Source organism: Saccharopolyspora karakumensis, from assembly GCF_004349225.1.
GTDB classification, from domain to species: Bacteria; Actinomycetota; Actinomycetes; order Mycobacteriales; family Pseudonocardiaceae; genus Saccharopolyspora; species Saccharopolyspora endophytica.
The window spans coordinates 1-17,015 of record NZ_SMLA01000020.1 but is presented as its reverse complement, the minus strand read 5'-3'; the positions used below and the strand labels follow the sequence as shown (position 1 = coordinate 17,015).

The 17,015-nt window shown below is 71.3% G+C and carries 19 protein-coding genes; 10 read left to right on the top strand and 9 right to left on the bottom strand.

The genetic code is table 11. The features are described from left to right. Positions 1-33: 33 nt before the first annotated feature. The 4 genes from E1202_RS15225 to E1202_RS15210 all read right to left on the bottom strand — a co-directional run bounded on the left by E1202_RS15225 (position 34) and on the right by E1202_RS15210 (position 3,684). Positions 34-1,344, bottom strand: a complete 1,311-nt coding sequence (locus E1202_RS15225; protein ID WP_207918649.1) for a TRAP transporter large permease — start codon at positions 1,342-1,344, stop codon at positions 34-36. Then, positions 1,341-1,874 carry a TRAP transporter small permease gene (locus E1202_RS15220; protein WP_132683761.1) on the bottom strand — a complete coding sequence of 178 codons (534 nt, stop codon included), beginning with the start codon at positions 1,872-1,874 and terminating at the stop codon, positions 1,341-1,343. The genes E1202_RS15225 and E1202_RS15220 overlap by 4 nt, the downstream gene beginning before the upstream one ends. 9 nt (positions 1,875-1,883) lie before the next feature. Then, positions 1,884-2,891: a TRAP transporter substrate-binding protein gene (locus E1202_RS15215; protein WP_132683760.1), complete on the bottom strand. Its 1,008-nt coding sequence runs from the start codon at positions 2,889-2,891 to the stop codon at positions 1,884-1,886. A 136-nt stretch (positions 2,892-3,027) separates the two neighbouring features. Further along, on the bottom strand, positions 3,028-3,684 hold the full coding sequence (locus E1202_RS15210) for a TetR/AcrR family transcriptional regulator (RefSeq protein WP_132683758.1): 657 nt from the start codon (positions 3,682-3,684) through the stop codon (positions 3,028-3,030). Positions 3,685-3,801: 117 nt separating this feature from the next. Between E1202_RS15210 and E1202_RS15205 the strand changes: the two genes are divergently transcribed. From E1202_RS15205 to E1202_RS15190, 4 genes are all read left to right on the top strand, one after another. Further along, the gene (locus tag E1202_RS15205; protein ID WP_132683756.1) at positions 3,802-4,353 is read left to right on the top strand and encodes an NADPH-dependent FMN reductase; all 552 of its coding nucleotides are present in this window, start codon (positions 3,802-3,804) and stop codon (positions 4,351-4,353) included. A 69-nt stretch (positions 4,354-4,422) separates the two neighbouring features. After that, the gene (locus E1202_RS15200) at positions 4,423-5,658 is read left to right on the top strand and encodes a D-arabinono-1,4-lactone oxidase (RefSeq protein WP_328590988.1); all 1,236 of its coding nucleotides are present in this window, start codon (positions 4,423-4,425) and stop codon (positions 5,656-5,658) included. Further along, the gene (locus E1202_RS15195; RefSeq protein ID WP_132683755.1) at positions 5,658-6,425 is read left to right on the top strand and encodes an IclR family transcriptional regulator; all 768 of its coding nucleotides are present in this window, start codon (positions 5,658-5,660) and stop codon (positions 6,423-6,425) included. Before E1202_RS15200 ends, E1202_RS15195 begins: the two co-directional genes overlap by 1 nt. Positions 6,426-6,562: 137 nt before the next feature. Further along, a complete protein-coding gene (locus tag E1202_RS15190; RefSeq protein ID WP_235878398.1) occupies positions 6,563-6,703 on the top strand; it encodes a hypothetical protein in 141 nt (46 codons plus the stop codon). Here the strand turns inward: E1202_RS15190 and E1202_RS15185 are convergent. Then, positions 6,679-7,473 (bottom strand): SDR family NAD(P)-dependent oxidoreductase, encoded by a 795-nt coding sequence (locus E1202_RS15185; protein ID WP_132683753.1) that lies wholly within the window; start codon positions 7,471-7,473, stop codon positions 6,679-6,681. The genes E1202_RS15190 and E1202_RS15185 overlap by 25 nt on opposite strands. Positions 7,474-7,641: 168 nt before the next feature. Continuing rightward, on the bottom strand, positions 7,642-8,019 hold the full coding sequence (locus tag E1202_RS15180) for a VOC family protein (RefSeq protein ID WP_132683752.1): 378 nt from the start codon (positions 8,017-8,019) through the stop codon (positions 7,642-7,644). Between the two features lie 70 nt (positions 8,020-8,089). Between E1202_RS15180 and E1202_RS15175 the strand changes: the two genes are divergently transcribed. Continuing rightward, positions 8,090-8,848, top strand: coding sequence for a TetR/AcrR family transcriptional regulator (locus tag E1202_RS15175; protein ID WP_132683750.1), 759 nt, complete (start codon positions 8,090-8,092; stop codon positions 8,846-8,848). Positions 8,849-8,877: 29 nt separating this feature from the next. Here the strand turns inward: E1202_RS15175 and E1202_RS15170 are convergent, their stop codons facing one another. After that, the gene (locus E1202_RS15170) at positions 8,878-9,699 is read right to left on the bottom strand and encodes a PhzF family phenazine biosynthesis protein (protein ID WP_132683748.1); all 822 of its coding nucleotides are present in this window, start codon (positions 9,697-9,699) and stop codon (positions 8,878-8,880) included. A gap of 73 nt (positions 9,700-9,772) precedes the next feature. Here E1202_RS15170 and E1202_RS15165 point away from each other — a divergent pair, with 73 nt between their 5' ends. After that, on the top strand, positions 9,773-10,711 hold the full coding sequence (locus E1202_RS15165; RefSeq protein WP_132683747.1) for an NADP-dependent oxidoreductase: 939 nt from the start codon (positions 9,773-9,775) through the stop codon (positions 10,709-10,711). Between the two features lie 21 nt (positions 10,712-10,732). Here E1202_RS15165 and E1202_RS15160 read toward each other — a convergent pair whose 3' ends face one another. Together E1202_RS15160 and E1202_RS15155 are read right to left on the bottom strand one after the other, a co-directional pair. Next, a complete protein-coding gene (locus E1202_RS15160) occupies positions 10,733-11,689 on the bottom strand; it encodes an aldo/keto reductase (RefSeq protein WP_132683745.1) in 957 nt (318 codons plus the stop codon). After that, entirely contained in the window at positions 11,686-12,438 is a 753-nt protein-coding gene (locus E1202_RS15155) for an SDR family NAD(P)-dependent oxidoreductase (protein ID WP_207918648.1), read from the bottom strand. Before E1202_RS15155 ends, E1202_RS15160 begins: the two co-directional genes overlap by 4 nt. A 474-nt stretch (positions 12,439-12,912) precedes the next feature. On the opposite strand from E1202_RS15155, the gene E1202_RS15150 reads away from it, so the two are divergent. The 4 genes from E1202_RS15150 (at position 12,913) to E1202_RS15135 (ending at position 16,989) form a co-directional block, all read left to right on the top strand. Further along, the gene (locus E1202_RS15150; protein WP_132683743.1) at positions 12,913-13,749 is read left to right on the top strand and encodes a metallophosphoesterase family protein; all 837 of its coding nucleotides are present in this window, start codon (positions 12,913-12,915) and stop codon (positions 13,747-13,749) included. Beyond that, positions 13,749-14,390 (top strand): 4'-phosphopantetheinyl transferase family protein, encoded by a 642-nt coding sequence (locus E1202_RS15145; RefSeq protein ID WP_132683742.1) that lies wholly within the window; start codon positions 13,749-13,751, stop codon positions 14,388-14,390. Before E1202_RS15150 ends, E1202_RS15145 begins: the two co-directional genes overlap by 1 nt. A 135-nt stretch (positions 14,391-14,525) precedes the next feature. After that, positions 14,526-15,548 carry a LacI family DNA-binding transcriptional regulator gene (locus E1202_RS15140; protein WP_132683740.1) on the top strand — a complete coding sequence of 341 codons (1,023 nt, stop codon included), beginning with the start codon at positions 14,526-14,528 and terminating at the stop codon, positions 15,546-15,548. A 133-nt stretch (positions 15,549-15,681) separates the two neighbouring features. Further along, positions 15,682-16,989, top strand: coding sequence for an ABC transporter substrate-binding protein (locus E1202_RS15135; protein WP_132683739.1), 1,308 nt, complete (start codon positions 15,682-15,684; stop codon positions 16,987-16,989). The last annotated feature ends 26 nt before the right edge of the window (positions 16,990-17,015 follow it).

Genomic DNA, 17,015 nt, shown 5'->3' with positions numbered 1-17,015 from the left:
TCCGGTCCGAGTCGACCGCGCGACGAGGACGAGCTAGGTGATGACGCTCGGCAGGTAGGTGGCGGTTCCGGGGACGGCGATCATCAGCAGGATCAGGGCGAACTCGATGGCCAGGTAGGGGGCGATGCCTCGGAAGATGTCACCGAGGTCGAGCTCCGGGACCACCGACTTCATCGTGTAGAGGTTCAACCCGACCGGCGGGGTGATCACCGCCAACTCCAGGTTCACCACCAGCAGCACCCCGAACCACAGCGGGTCGAAGCCGAGCTCCTCGATGGCCGGGACCAGGATCGGCGTCACCACCAGCAGCAGCGACGCGGCGTCGACCAGGCAGCCCAGCAGGATCAGAACCAGCATGATCCCGATCAGCACCACGTAGGGATGCACGTCCAGGCCCACCACGAAATCGGTGAGCGCCTCGGGAACCCGCGCCACCACCAGCATCTGGGTGAACACGAACGCCGAGCCGACGATCGCCAGCATCGCCGCCGACACGGTCGCGGTCGAGGCGAAGATGAGCTTGAGGTTCTGCCACCCCAGCTTCCGGTACACCAGCCCGGTCATCGCGAACGCCAGCAGCGCCCCGATCGCCGCGGCCTCGGTGGGCGTGGCGAACCCGGTGTAGATCGAGCCGAGCACCATCGCGATGAGCACCAGCGCCGGGGTGATCTTGCCGATGGCCGCCCATCGCTCCCGCCAGCTGAACCGGTCGCCGTCGCGGGGCGCGCTGTCGGGGTTGAGCTTGGCGCGCACCACGACGTAGCCGATCATCAGCGCGGCCAGCAGCAGTCCGGGAACGATGCCGCCGGCGAACAGCGCGGCGACGCTCTCGCCGGTGACCGAGGCGTAGAGGATGAACATCAGGCTCGGCGGGATGAGCATCGCCAGCGCGCCGGAGGCCGCCACCGAACCAGCGGCGAAACCCGGTTTGTAGCCGCGCGAGAGCATCTCGGGCACGGCCATCCGCCCGATGAGCGCCACCGAGGAGATGCTCACCCCCGACATGGCGCCGAACAGCGTCGAGGACGCGATGGCCGAGGCACCGAGCCCACCCGGCACGCGGGTGAACCAGCGGTGCGCGGCTCCGAACAGGTCGCGCCCGAGTCCGGTCACGGCGAGCGCTTCGCCGAGCAGGATGTACAGCGGTGCCGCGACCAGCGCGTACTCCTGCAGCTGGGCGCCCATCGCCAGCGGCACCAGCTTCAGCCCGCCGAATCCGGACAGGCACAGCAGTCCGCCGATGCCGGAGACCGACAGGGCGATGAAGATCGGTGTGCGCACCGCGATCAGCACCAGCAGCAGCACGACCGCCAGCACCACGATGAGCCCGTGGGAGAGGATCACGCGTTCGCTCCGTCCTGTGCGGTGTCGGCGCCCGCGGCGGTCGCGGCGAGCTCCGGTTCGGCGTGCGGCGGGAACAGCAGCGCCACGAGCAGCAGGAACGCTCCGGCCGCGCCGAGGATCAGGTCCGGTATCCACAGTGGAACGCTGAACGTGCCGGAACCGGTGAGCCCGTGACCGTAGGACAGCACCATGGACTGGAAGCCGGTGACGGCCAGCACCAGTCCGAGCAGGGCGGCCGCGGTCGCCGTCACCGCGTCGGCGCCCTTCCGCCACCTCGGCGGCAACGAGCGGTGCACGAGGTCCATCGAGATGTGGTGGCCGGTGGCGTACAGGTGCGGGATGGCCAGCACCGTCACGGCCAGCACCGCGCTGGAGTTGAGCGGGTAGGCCCAGTCGGTGGGCGCGCGGAAGGCGTAGCGGGCGATGACGTCGTAGCTGATGGACAGCATCATCAGCCCGATGGTGATCATGGCCAGCACCGCCATGGACCGGGTGCCGATCAGCACGATGCGGCGGAGGTGGTTCAGCATCGTCGCTCCTCAGGCGTCGCGGATCAGCTGGAGCGCCCGCTGCGCGGCGACCGGGTCGCCCAGCAGGGCGCGCCAGCGCTCGTGCACGGCCGACACGGCGTCGCGGAAGGGCCGCAGCTGCACCTCGTCGAGCTCGATGAGTTCGACGCCGGCCTCGCGCACGGCGGGCAGGTACTCGTGCTCGTGGACGTCGACGAGTTTCGCGGTGCCGTCGCGGAAGAGCACCCGTCCGGCTTCGTCGAGCGCGTGGCGCTGCCGCGGCGCCTGCGCCTCGTACCAGTCGTTGCGGCAGTAGGCGTCCACGGTGTACGCGCCGAAGTGGGCTGCGGTGCCGTAGCGCAGGATCTCCTGCAGATCGCGGGAGACCACGGTGCCGAGGTAGCTCATCATCCCGTCGATCGTGCCGCGTTCCAGCGCCTGGTAGAGCTCGGCGGATCCGAGGAAGACCGGGGCTCCGCCGAGCGCCTTGACGGTCTCGCCCTCGATCTCACCGGCGACCCGCAGCCGCAGCCCGCGCACGTCCTCGGGAGTGCGGATGGGTTTGTCGATGGTCCAGAGGTATTCGAACCCGGTGGCCATGCCGCCGAGCATCCGCATGTTCTGGCCGGTGAGCCCCTGGTTGATCAGCCGGGACACGTCGCTGTCGGGGTCGCACGCGCGCAGGTAGCGGCCGAAGTCCTCGGTGGTGAAGGGCAGTTCCAGCGATCCGAGGATCGGGAAGCTCGAGGACACGTACGAGCTGGTCTGCAGGACGACGTCGGCGACGCCGTGCAGCATCCCGGGCACGAGCTCCTCGGCGCCGAGCAGTTGCCCGGAGGGGAACACGTCGAAGTCGAACCCGCCGAGCTCGCGGGCCTTGCCGAGGAACATCTCCACGCCCGGGTAGAGGTCGTCGTAGGACGTGGTCAGGTAGGTGGCGGCCACCGGCCGGTGCGCGCCGGGCGCGCAGCCCGCGACCCCGGCGAGAACGCCCAGTCCGGCCGCGGCGAGGAAGCTCCGCCTCGGCACCGCGTTCATCGAGCCGTCCCGGAAAGTCGGGTCGGCACTTCGAAATCCGGGTCGTTCACCGGCGAACTCCCTTCACGCACGAGCCGCCGGAGGTTCGCACCGCGAACGCGCTCTCACCAAATCGATCTTCCCGCTCAGCGGAAGATCACGGCAAGGGTTTCGCGAGCCTGGTGACCAGGTCCTGCCAGCCGGAGTCGAGGCGGTCGAGGCTGAACCCGCGCTGCTCGACCAGGTGGTGCACCAGCGGGGTGTCGAGGGAAGCCAGCAGGGTTTCGGCGGCGAGCTCGACGTCGGTGGCGGCTTCGGTCATGCGCAGCAGGATCACCAGGTGGCTCCGGCGGAGTCCGCGCGCGGGCACCACGCAGCGGCGTTCGGCGGGCGGCTCGGCGGCGAGGTAGAGCTCGACGTTGTCGAGCTCGTGGCGCATCACGGCGGGCCCGAAGGCCCGCAGCCGCTCGATGGCCGGTGCACCGGGACCCAGCGGTGGCGGTCCGGACAGGAACGCCTGCTGGAGGCGTTGTTCCTCGTGGTCGAGCAGGGCGAGCAGCAGGCCGTTGCGGTCGCCGAAGCGGCGGAACACGGTGCCCTTGCCGACTTCGGCTTCGGCCGCCACCGCGTCCATGGTCAGGTTCGCGGCACCGCAGTCGGCCATCAGACGAGCGGCGGCGTCGAGCAGCTTGGCCCGGTTGCGGACGGCGTCGGCGCGCGGCCGGCGGGCGCCGTCGACGGACGTGAGGTCGAGTTCCACCGGGCCGGCCAGCGTGTCGCCGGTCGGCCCTATCCGCGGAGTGCCAGCGCTCATGCGCACAGCGTAACGCCTCCCACAAGGAACTGGACCGCGGTCCGCTTCGGTGGTAGAAAATTAATCGGACCACGGTCCGATTAACTTCCACCATACTCCTCACCTGGAGAGATACCAATGTCCGTCAAGATCCTCGCGCTCGTCGGCAGCCTCCGCTCCGGTTCGCACAACCGCCAGCTCGCCGAAGCCGCGCGCAGCCTCGCCCCCAGCGATGTCGAGATCGAGGTCTTCGACGGTCTCGGCGACCTGCCCTTCTACAACGAGGACATCGACACCGAGGCCGACGTGCCCGCCGCCGCCACCCGGCTGCGCGAGGTCGCCGGCGCGGCCGACGCGTTCCTGCTGTTCGCGCCGGAGTACAACGGCACCATCCCGGCCGTTCTGAAGAACGCGATCGACTGGCTGTCCCGCCCGTTCGGCTCCGGCGCCCTCTCCGGCAAGCCCACCGCCGTCATCGGCACCGCCTTCGGCCAGTACGGCGGCGTCTGGGCGCAGGACGAGGCCCGCAAGTCCGCCGGCATCGCCGGAGCGGCCATCGTCGACGAGGTCAAGCTCAGCATCCCCGGCTCCATGACCCGCTTCGCCGAGACCCACCCGGCCGACGACCCGGAGGTCGTCGAGCAGCTGACGACCGCGGTCGCCAAGCTCACCGCCAACGTCTCGGCATGAGCCACCCGGCGGCGGTGCGGTGATCGCAGACCGTACCGCCGCCGGCGTTCGCCGCGTTAACGTTTCCCCGTGGCTGGTAGTGGAACGAACTGGGCCGGGAACCTCACCTACCGCGCGCAGCGGATGCACCGCCCGCGCAGCGTGGAGGAGGTGCGGCGGATCGTCGCCGAGGCCGGGCGGATCAAGCCGCTCGGCTCGCGGCACTGCTTCAACGACATCGCCGACACCACCGCCGATCACCTCTCGCTGGAAGCCCTGCCCGACGACGTCGAGATCGACGGCGACGTGGTGTGGGTTCCCGGCGGCATGCGCTACGGAGAGCTCGCCGCGCACCTGGCCGCTTCCGGCCGCGCGCTGCACAACATGGCGTCGCTGCCGCACATCACCGTCGTCGGGGCGACCGCCACCGGCACCCACGGCTCCGGCGTCGGCAACGCTTCGCTGAGCGCGGCGGTGGCCGGGCTCGACATCGTGCGCGCCGACGGCGAGCTGGTGCGGTTGCGGCCCGAGGACCCCGATTTCGCGGGTGCCGTGGTGCATCTCGGCGCGCTGGGCGTCGTGACCCGCATCGGCCTGCGCGTCCAACCGGCCTTCGACGTCGCCACCACGGTGCACCTCGGCCTGGACTGGGACTCGCTGCTCGGCGAGTTCGACGCCATCGCCTCCGCCGCCTACAGCGTCAGCGTGTTCACCGACTTCGACGAGACCGTCCAGGTCTGGGCGAAGGCCCGCGTGGGAGACGACGCCCGGACCGACTTCTTCGGCGCCCGCCCGGCCGAGGTGCCCACCCACATGCTGCGCGGTAGCGGGATCGAGAACCTCACCGAGCAGCTCGGTGTCGCGGGCTCGTGGCACGAGCGGTTGCCGCACTTCAAAGCCGGTGTCACGCCCAGCGACGGCGACGAGCTGCAGAGCGAGTACTTCGTGCCGGCCGAGCACGGCGCGGCGGCGCTGGCGGCGTTGCGACCGCTGGCCGACAAGATGGCTCCGCTGCTGCACATCGGCGAGATCCGCACCATCGCCGCCGACGACCTGTGGCTGAGCCCCGCGCACGGGTCCGATTCGGTGGCCTTCCACTTCACCTGGCGTCCCGCGCAGGCGTCGGTGGAGCGGCTGCTGCCCGACGTCGAAGCCGCGCTGGAGCCCTTCGGCGGTCGCCCGCACTGGGGCAAGCTGTTCACCACCGAACCTCCGGACCTGGACCTGCTGTACCCGAAGCTGGCCGATTTCCGCTCGCTGGCACGGCGTTTCGACCCCGACGGCAAGTTCGGCAACGACTTCCTCGGCCGCACGATCGGGCTGTGATGGCCGCCCGGCGCGGAAAGCCGGCCGGCGCCACCGGTCCCGTGGTCCGCCGCACGCTGCACCTGCTCGACGCGTTCTCACCGGAGCGCACGGCGCTGACGCTCACCGAACTGGCCCGCCAGGCCGGGCTCCCGCCCTCGACGGCCTACCGGATGCTCGGTGACCTTGTCGACTGGGGCGCGCTGGAGCGCGGCGAGGACGGCGCCTACCGCGTGGGACTGCGGCTGTGGGAGCTGGGCGCGCTCGCACCGCGCGGTCTGGGCCTGCGCGAGCGGGCCCTGCCGACGATGGAAGACCTCTCGGCGGTGACCCGGGAGAACGTGCAGCTGGCGGTCCGCGAGGGCACCGAGGTCGTCTTCGTCGAGCGCATCGCAGGCAGCGGCGCGATCCCGGTGCGCACCCGCGTGGGCGGGCGCTTCGCGCTCACCGCCACCGGCGTCGGGCTGGTGCTGCTGGCGCACGCCCCCACCGAGGTCCAGGACGACGTGCTCGGCGGGCACATCCCGCGCTTCACCGACCTGACCGTGACCGACCCGGCGGCGTTGCGGCGGATGCTGGCCGAGACGCGCAGCTGCGGTTACGCGATCAGCGACCGGCAGGTCACCGACGACGCGCTGTCGGTGGCGGCGCCGGTGCACGACCAGCGGGGCGAGGTCGTGGCCTCGGTGTCGCTGGTCGTGCGCCACGGCAGCGCCGCTCCGCACGCGCTCAGCGCGCTCGTGCGCGCGGGCGCCCGCGCCATCTCGCGAGCGATGTGCGAACCCTGATTTACGGTTCTGCCGTTTACTGTCAAGATCAACAGCAATACGGTGGGAGCTCCCACGCCCTCGCGACCCGATCGCGGACCCGACAGGAGCTCGCCATCGACACCCTCTGCCCGACCGGCGAGACCCTGGCCAACCGCGTGGAGTGGCTGCCGGGCAACGGGGTCCGCGCGGTCTGCCGCTGCGGCGCCGAGCGCGAGTTCGACGCCGCAGCACCGATGTGGGGCTGGCTGGTCCACCACTCCCACCTGCGCGATCAGGGCAGGATGGAATCCACGTAGCCGCCGTCGACGCGCACCGCGGCACCCGTGGTGGCCGAGGCCAGCGGGGAGCTGAGGTAGACGACCATGTTGGCGATCTCCTCCGGCTCGATGAGGCGTTGCAGCAGCGACTGCGGCCGGTGCTCGCGCATGAACCGCCGCTGCGCCTCATCCCACGGCAGCGAGGAGTCGACCAGCTCGTAGACGAACTTCTCCACGCCACCGGTGTGGGTCGGCCCGGCGATCACCGAGTTCACGGTGACCCCGGTTCCGGCCGCTTCCTTGGCGAAACCGCGGGAAGCGGCGAGCAGCGCGGTCTTGGACATGCCGTAGTGGATCATCTCGGCGGGGATGACCACCGCCGAATCGCTGGCGATGTACTGGATCCGGCCCCAGCCCTCCCCCGCCATCCCCGGCAGGTACGAGCGGGTGAGGCGCAGCGCGGCGAGCACGTTGACCTCGAAGTAGCGGCGCCAGTCCTCGTCGGTGATCTCCATGGCCGGCTGAGCGCCGAAGATGCCGAGGTTGTTGATCAGCACGTCCACGCGCGGGAGGACCTTCAGCAGATCCGCCGTCCCGGCCTCGGTGGTGACGTCGGCGGCCGCCGCCACGGTCTCGGCGCCGGGCACGTCCTGCTGGATCCGCTGCACGGCCTCGTCGACCCGCTCCGGGATGCGTCCGTTGATCGCCACCCGGGCTCCGGCCCGGGCCAGCCCCTGCGCGATGGAGTACCCGATCCCCTGCGTCGATCCGGTGACCAACGCGGTGCGTCCCGAAAGATCTAGCTGCATGCCCGCGAGGATATGCGGCCCGGATCCTCCGTGCTCCGCCAACCGGACGGCCGACCACCGCACCTTCGGAGCGAACCGGTTTCCGCGGTGTCCTGATGCTCTTCGCCGCCCGCCGGCTCCGACGCGAGGTGCGACCCCCGCCGCGGAGGCGCGAGGCCGCACCCGCGCTCAGCCCTTCCAGTCGACGAGCTGGACGATCACGCAGTTGGGGTCGCGGACCTGGAACGCCCGCTCGCCCCACTCCTCGACCGTCAGCGGCATGGTGATGACCACTCCTTCGTCCTGCAGCCGGGCGAGCTCACCCTCCAGGTCGTCGACCTCGAAGGCCAGGATCAGACCGGCGGCGTGGTCGTCGCGCTGGCCCTCGGGCAGCGACTCCAGGCCGCGCCGCAGGAACACCACGTTGACGCCGGCGTCCTCCCTGGCCAGCGAGGCGAACCCGTCGGCGGCCATGACCTCGGCGAATCCGAAGTGCTCCACCAGGAACCGGCTCGACGCCGCCACGTCCTCGACGTTGAGCGACACCGCAGTTGCCGTGATCCGCATCTGCGACCCCCTCGTGCTCGACTTCCCCGTACCTCGTACAGTGTACACAGTACGGAGGTGGTGCGCGGTGATGGAGCGGAGCAGCGCCGGAGATCCCGGGCGAACGCTGGAGCTGCTGTGGCGGCACGAGCTGGGCGAGCGCTCACCGCAGCGGGGCCCGCGCAAGGGCCTGAGCATCGACCAGGTCGTCGACGCCGCAGTCGAACTCGCCGACGCCGACGGGCTCGCGGGGGTGACGATGCGCCGGGTCGCCGAACGCCTGGGCGTCTCGACGATGTCGATGTACACCTACGTCCCCGGCAAGGCCGAGCTGCTGGACCTCATGCTCGACGGCATCTACCAGCGGATGCCGCGAGAACCGCTGGCAGACCTGCCGTGGCGGGAGCGGGTCGTCGAGATCGCCGCGCGCAACCGCGAGCTCTACCGGCTCCACCCGTGGGCGTTGAAGGTCTCGACGAGCCGCCCACCGCTGGGTCCGGGGCTGATCACCAAGTACGAGCACGAGCTCGGCGCGTTCCTCGGCCTCGGGCTCGACGACGTGGCCATCGACTCGGCGCTGACGCTGGTGCTCGGCTTCGTCCGCTCCACCGCCCTCGCGGCGGCGGAATCCGAAGCGGCGCAACGCGACAGCGCCACCACCGACGAGCAGTGGTGGCACACCAGCGCACCCCTGCTGGCGGAGGTCTTCGACCCCGCGAAGTACCCCAACGCCGCCCGCATCGGCGCAGCCGCCGGTGCCCGGCACCGGGCCGCCTACAGCCCCGACCACGCCTACGAGTTCGGCCTGGACCGCATCGTCGACGGCTTCGCCGCGCTCATCGACGGTTAGGCGCTGCTCACGACTCGTGGAGCGGGGGCTCAGATCTCGACCGCGCCGTCGATGCAGGTGACCGTGCTCCCGCCCACCCAGATGGCGTTGCGCTCGTCGGTGTCGACGCGGACCTGACCGGCGCGACCGAGGGCCGTTCCCTGCCGGGTGGTGTACGGGGCCGTCGTGCGGCCTGCGGACAGCAGCCATTGGGCGAGTGAGGCGTTGAGGCTGCCGGTGACCGGGTCCTCCACGCAACCGCTGCCGCCCGGTGCGAACGCGCGGACCTCGTACCGGGCGGGTCCGTCCACCGGGTGCGGGCCGGCGACGCCGATCTTGAGGTCGTCGCGGTACGAGGGCTCCAGCGCCAGCACCGCATCGGCGTCGGACAGCAGCAGCGCGACCCATCCAGGGCCGTTGTCGGCCCACCGCGCGTCCACGACCTCGCTGCTGTCGATGCCCAGCGCTGCGGCGATGCGGTCCAGGAGTCCCGGTTCCACCGGACCGGAACGCAGCAGCGGCGGCGCCTCGAAGGCCAGTCCGCCAGCGGTGCGGCGCACCGTCACCAGCCCGGCACCGCACTCCTGGACCACCGCGTCGCGCCGGCCGTGCACCGACTGCCAGGCGTGGCAGGTGCCCAGCGTCGGGTGACCGGCGAAGGGCAGCTCGGCGGAGGCGGTGAAGATCCGCACCCGGTAATCGGCCTCGTCGCTGGTCGGTGGCAGCACGAAGGTCGTCTCCGACAGGTTCGTCCACGCCGCGAAGCGCTGCATCTGCGCGTCCGTCAGGCCTTGCGCGTCGAGGACGACCGCGACCGGGTTGCCGTAGTACGGGACGTCGGTGAACACGTCCACCTGCTGGAACCTCCGCATGCACGCAGACTAGTTCACGTGATCCGCCCGACGCCGCGGAATACCGGCCGTCCGCCGCGGGTTCGTGATCGGCATGCGTGTTGTTGGTTTCACCGAGTTCGGCGGTCCGGAGGTCCTGGGCGTGCACGAGGTGCCGGAGCGGCACCCCGGCCCGGGCGAAGTGCGGATCCGGGTGCGCGCTGCGGCGGTCAACCCGACCGACACCGCCGGTCGCGCGGGCTGGTTCCCCGATCGCTACCGCGACGTCGAACCGCCCTACGTGCCGGGCATGGACGCCGCCGGCGTCATCGACGAGGTCGGCGAGGGCACCGACACCGATCTGAGGGTCGGCGATGACGTGATGGCCATCGTCATCCCGTCCGGTGCGCACGGCGCCTACTCGGAGAGCGTCGTGCTGCCCGTCGCGTCCGTCACGCGCGCTCCTGCCGGAACCGGTCACGACGCCGCGTCGACGCTGCCGATGAACGGGCTCACCGCTCGCCTCGCCCTCGACCGGCTCGCGCTGCCCCCCGGCGGTCTGCTCGCCGTCACCGGCGCCGCCGGAACCCTCGGCGGCTACGTCGTGCAGCTGGCCAAGGCCGACGGGCTGCGGGTGATCACCGATGCCAAGGACACCGACCGCGATCTGGTGTCCTCGCTGGGCGCCGACGAGATCGTCGAGCGCGGCGACGACGTCGCCACCCGCATCCGCGAGATCGCGCCCGGCGGTGTGGACGGCGTCGTGGACGGGGCGGTGCTCAACGACGCCGTCGAGCCGGCGGTCCGCGATGGCGGCGGCATCGCCACGGTGCGCGGGTTCACCGCCGAGGCCGAGCGCGGCATCCGGTACCACGCGGTGCTCGTCCGCGACTACTGGTCGGAGCAGGCCCGGCTCGACCGGTTGCGGCAGCAGGTCGAGGAGGGCGCGCTGACGCTGCGCGTCGCCGACACCTACCCGATCGACCAAGGCGCCGAGGCGCACCGGCGGCTCGAAGCCGGTGGCACCCGAGGCCGGTTGGTCATCCGCTTCTGACCGCTGGCGGCGGCCGGACGGTCAGGGCCCGGCCGCCGCCAGCTCCTCCCACAGCTCCTCGGGCACGGGCGCGCGGAACAGCTCGGCGTTGCGCCGGACCTCCTCGGGCGATCGCGCTCCCAGCACCACCGACGCCACGGCCGGGTGCCGCGCGGCGTGCGCGATGGCCGCCTGCGGGAGCGCCACCCCGTGGCGGCGGCAGATCTCGACCATCCGCCGCGCCCTGCCCACCACCTGCGGTGATGCCGGGAGGTAGTCGTAGACGGCGTGGGCGGTGGGGTCGTCGGTGGCCAGCACCCCGCCGTTGAACACCCCTGCGGCCAGCACGGACACGCCGCGGCGAGCGCACTCGTCCAGCAGCGGCTCCCCGGAGGAGTCCAGCAGGGTGTAACGGCCTGCGAGCATCACGGCGTCGACGTCGGTGTCGGTGACGAAGCGCCGCAGCATCTGCCACTGGTTCATCCCGACCCCGATCGCCCCCACCACTCCCTGCGAGCGGAGCTCGTGCAGCGCCGGGTAGGCCTCCGCGATCGCCTGCGCCCAGTGCTCGTCCGGGTCGTGCAGCAGCACCAGGTCGACGTGATCCAGCCCCAACCTGTCCACACTGGACTCCAGGGAGCGGCGGACGCCGTGGGCGCTGAAGTCCCAGCGCCGCGCGAAGTCCGCGGGGACCGCGAACCCTCCCGCCACGTCGCGGGTGCGCCCGGGGTTCGGGACGGGTTCGAGGATCCTGCCGACCTTGGTCGACACCGAGAACTCGTTCCGGGCCCGTCCCGCCAGCGCCGCGCCGAGCCGGCGTTCGGCCAGCCCCAGGCCGTAATGCGGTGCGGTGTCGAAGTAGCGGACCCCGGCGTCCCACGCGGCGGCGACCGTCTCCGCCGCCGCCGCTTCGGAGACCTCGCGGTAGAGGTTGCCGATCACCGCACCGCCGAAGCCCAGGGCGCTCACCCGCACCCCGGATCCGCCCAGGACGGTCACTTCCGCAACCGCAGGCCCTGCATGCCGCCGTCAACGGCCAGCGACGTCCCCGTCGTGGCCCCGGCCGCGGGGCCCGCCAGGTAGGCGACCGCGGCCGCCACCTCGTCGGCGGAGACCAGGCGGCCCGAGGGTTGCCGGGCGTTCAGCGCGGCGAGCTCCGCGTCCGGGTCGTCCGCCGCCGACAGCAGCCGACGCACCCACGGCGTGTCGGCGGTGCCCGGGTTCACGCAGTTGACGCGGACCCCCTCGGCGAGGTGATCAGCGGCCATCGCCTGCGTCAGCGAGAGCACGGCACCCTTGCTGGCGCTGTAGGCGGCGCGGTCCGGGAGGCCCGCAGTCGCCGCGATCGAGCACGTGTTGACGATCGACGCGGCCGCCGACCTGCGCAGGTGCGGCAGGGCTGCGCGGCTGGTGCGCACGATGCCCAGCACGTTGACGTCGAAGACGCGCCGCCACTCGTCGTAGGAGTTCGTCTCGACCGTGCCCTGCGCGCCGATGCCCGCGTTGTTGACCAGCACGTCCAAGCCGCCGTGGCGCTCGACGGACTCCCGCACCGCATCGCGCACCGAGTCCTCGTCGGTGACGTCGCACCGGAGACCGAGCATCCCGGCCGGAACCCCGCCCGGGTCCAGGTCCAGCGCCGCGACCTTCGCCCCGCGATCGGCCAGCGTCCGCGCCACCGCCAGGCCGATTCCCGACCCGCCGCCGGTGACCACCGCCGCCAGCCCCTCGAACTCCCCTGCGCTCACCGGTCAGCCCCTTCGCTCGCCGAGATCTCCCGGAGCTCTAGCACCCCGAACGAGCAGGCGACAAGGAATCCGCCTCCGCCCCCTCGACCTCAACCCGGGAGTCCTCCACCTCACCCTCGACGACCACCACGCTCCCACGCTCGAACCACGAGAAACGCCCAGGAGGCGGAAACTCGCTGCTCCTCGGTGAGTTCGTCGTGGGCGTTGAGGGCGCGGGCGACGCGCCGCTCGAGGCGCACCAGAACGAGCGCTCCGCCGTCCCGCCCAGGTCTCGCAGATCGACGATGTCGGTGGTCGGATCGGAGCAGAGAACCGTCTCGGACCCGACCGCGAGCTCGGCGGTGAACCGGTCCTGCCGGCCGAAGTCGCGGAGCAGCTCCCCGCGCTCGTGACCACCCATGCACGTCACCTTAGCTCCTATAGCACACCAATCCTGGTGGGACGCTGGTTTGAGGCGGCTAGCATCGGGGAATCATGGCCTCTGGTGAACTGCTCGCGATCAGCGACCTGCACGTCGCTGCTGATGAGAACAAGGACATAGCCCGGAAGCTGCGTGCCGGCTCCGATCACGACTGGTTGCTGGTCGCCGGGGACGTCGGGGAGATGTCCGACGACATCACCTGGGCGCTGGAGATGCTGGCCGGGCGCTTCGAGAAGGTCGTGTGGGTTCCCGGCAACCACGAGTTGTGGACGCCGGAGCAGGATCCCCTGCAGCTGCGCGGCGAGGCGCGCTACCTCGAACTGGTGCGGCGCTGCCGTGAGCTCGGCGTCGTCACACCCGAGGACGACTTCCCGGTGTGGACCGGCCGCGGCGGACCGGTCACGATCGCGCCGCTTTTCGTGGGCTACGACTACACCTTCCGCCCCGCCGGCACCTCCACCAAGGAGGAGGCGCTGGCCGTGGCGCACGAGTCCGGGGTGGTGTGCACCGACGAGTTCCTGCTGCACCCGGACCCCTACCCGAGCCGCGACGCGTGGTGCCGGGCCCGCGCGGACCACAGCGAGAAGCGGCTCGCCGACTGCGATCCGGACCTGCCGACGGTGCTGGTCAACCACTACCCGCTGGTCCGCCAACCCACCGACGTGCTCTGGTACCCGGAGTTCGCGCAGTGGTGCGGCACCGTGCGCACCGCCGACTGGCACGTGCGGCACCGCGCGGCGGCCGCCATCTACGGCCACCTGCACATCCCGCGCACGACCTTCTACGACGGGGTCCGCTTCCAGGAGGTCTCCATCGGCTACCCGCGCGAGTGGAAGCGCCGGGGTCTGCCCGAGGAGCCGCTGCGCCGCGTGTTCCCGGAGGAGTCGTGATGCTCGAACGAGTCCTGCCCGACGATCTCGCGCGGCACGAGCTGTTCACCGACCCATCGGAGGCGCGGTTGTTCGCCGAGGAGAGCGCGGTGATCGCGCGAGCGGTCGACAAGCGACGTCGCGAGTTCGCCACCGTGCGCCACTGCGCCCGCATCGCCCTGGCCGAGATCGGCGCGCCCATCGGCCCTCTCCTGCCTGGTGCGCGCGGCGCTCCGGGCTGGCCACCGGGAGTGGTGGGCAGCATGACGCACTGCGCGGGTTACCGAGCGGCCGTGGTCGCCTGGGACAAGGCGGTGCGCACGATCGGCATCGACGCCGAACCGCACGAGCCGCTGCCCGACGGCGTGCTCGACGCGGTGTCGCTGCCGGCCGAGAAAGCCATGATCTCGGCGCTGCCGGGAAACGTGCACTGGGATCGAATCCTGTTCAGCGCCAAGGAATCGGTCTACAAGTCCTGGTTCCCGCTGAGCCGCGAGTGGCTCGACTTCGAGGAAGCCGAAGTCACCCTCTCCCTCGACGGCACCTTCCACGCCCACCTGCTCAAGCAGGGCTACGACCCCCACGGCGCACCCCTGACCTCCTTCACCGGCCGCTGGCTGGCCGAGAACGGCCTGATCATCACCGCCATCGTCGATCGCTGAGCGATCTCGCCGGCGTCCGACGTGCCATACACTGCTGCTCGAACAGCAGCCTCCCGAGGGGAAAGCGGTGGCGGGACTTCCGGACTGGGCGTTGCGCGAGGACCTGCCGCGGCGGCTCGAGGAGGCCGTGGCGCCGTGAAGCGGCCGACGATCATCGACATCGCCCACGCCGTGGGCGTGTCCAAGGCCGCGGTGTCCTACGCGCTCAACGGCCGCGGCGGCGTGTCCCAGGAGACGCGGGAGCGGATCCTCGACGTGGCCGCGGAGATGGGCTGGCGCGCGAGCAGTGCGGCGCGGGCGCTCTCCAGCGACCGGGCGGCCACGGTCGGCGTCGTGCTCGCCCGGTCTCCGGAGGTGCTGCGGACCGAGCCCTTCTTCATGCAGGTGGTCGCCGGGTTGGAGCAGACCCTCTCGGCGCACGGGTTCTCGCTCCAGCTGGCGCTGGCGTCGGACCCGGACACCGAGCTGGAGACCTACCGCCGGTGGTGGGCGGAGCGCCGCGTCGACGGGGTGCTGCTGACCGATCTGCGCGTCGACGATCCGCGCCCGGCGTTGTTGCGGGAGCTGCGGATACCGGCGGTGTTCTTCGGGACCGAGCAGCCCATGGCCGGGATCCCCGTGCTGTGGGTCGACGAGCACGACATCGCCGACAGCGCGATCGGGCACCTCGCCGGATTGGGCCACCGCAGGATCGGCCACGTCCAGGGGCCGGGGCAGCTGCGACACACCGCCCGCCGCGAGCGGGAGCTGCGGCGCGCGGCGGCGGAGCGGCCCGGTGTGGCGCTGGTGCGCGATCAGGGCGACTACACCGAGGGCGGCGGTGTGGCCGCCACGGCGCGGCTGCTTGCCTCGGCGCGGCCACCGACGGCGATCATCTACGACAACGACGTGATGGCGGTGGCGTCGGTGGCGCGGGCCGCGGAGCTCGGAGTGCGGGTGCCCGAGGACGTTTCGGTCCTGGCGTGGGACGACTCGATGCTGTGCCGGGTGGTGCACCCGGCGATCACGGCCTTCTCGCACGACGTGGGAGCCGCCGCGGCGTGCGCCGCGCTGATGCTGCTGGAGCTGGTCGAAACGGGCGTCGCCGACGACTCCCGCTTGCAGCCCAGAGAGCTGATCACGCGCGAGAGCACCGCTGCGGCACCGATGTTCGCCTGACCGGAGCAGCACGAGAGCACCAAAGGTAACGAATCGGCCACGCAGATCGGACCGGCCTTCTTGTTAACCGGTTAAGTCCCTAGTTTGAGCGGCGGGCCCAACGACGGGTCCGACGAGGCCGAGGAGTCGTTTCGTGATCAAACGCTCACTCGCGGCCGTGTCGCTGATCGCGGCACTGCTCGCCGGGACGCTGACGGGATGCGCGGGCTCGGCCGAAGACCCCAACACGATCACCTACTGGGCCAGCAACCAGGGCAAGAGCGCCGAGCAGGACATGGAGATCCTGCGCGACGAGCTCGCCCAGTTCACCGCCCAGACGGGCATCGAGGTGAACGTCGAGGTCATCGGCTGGTCCGACCTGCTCAACCGGATCTTGGGCGCGGCCACCTCCGGGGTCGGACCCGACGTGGTCAACCTGGGCAACACCTGGGCCGCGTCGCTGCAGGCCACCGGCGCGTTCGTGCCGTTCGACGACCGGCTGATGCAGCGCTTCGGCGGCCGGGAGCGGTTCCTGGACAGCAGCATGAGCTCGACCGGCATGGCCGGCCAGGTCCCGACGTCGCTGCCGCTGTACGGGTTGAGCTACGGCGTGTTCTACAACAAGAAGCTCTTCGCCGAGGCCGGACTCGCTCCCCCGCGCAACTGGGACGAGTTCCTCGCCGCTTCCCAGCGCCTGACCGATCCCGCCCGCAACCGCTGGGGACTGACCATCGCGGGCGCCAGCTACACCGAGAACGCGCACTTCGCCTTCATGTTCGCCCGCTGGGAGGGCGTCGACCTCATCACCGCCAACGGCCCCGAGTTCGACTCGCCCGGTGCGGTGTCCGCCGTGCAGCGCTACCTGGGCCTGATGTCGACGCAGAAGGTCGTCAGCCCCGGCGACGCCGAGGAGGGCAACACCTCCAGCGCCGCGGAGGACTTCACCGACGGCAACGCGGCGATGCTCATCGCCCAGAACAGCGTCATCCCGACGCTCGCCGACAACGGGATGTCCGAGGACGCCTACGGGGTGGTCCGGCTGCCCGCGCCCGATCCGCTGCCACCGGGCGGCACGCCCGCGCTCAGCCACGTCGCGGGCTCGAACGTCGCGGTGTTCGCCGACAGCCCGAAGCGCGAGCAGGCGCTGAAGCTGGTGGAGTTCCTGACCAGCAAGGACATCCAGGCCTCGTTGAACAAGAAGTACGGGACGCTGCCGGTGGTCACCGACGCCTACGACGATCCCGCCTTCCACACAGAGGAGGACGCGGTCTTCTCGGACGTGCTGGCCCACTACTCGGAACCGGCACCGATGATCCCGACCGAGGCGCACTTCGAGACGACCGTGGGTTCGGCGATGCGGGACCTGTTCGCCGAGATCGCCACGGGCCGCCAGGTCACCACCGAGGACGTGCGGGCCGCGCTGGCCGACGCCGAGCAGAAGATGCGAGGTACCGGAAGTTGACCAGCACCGCTGCCCCCTCCCCCACC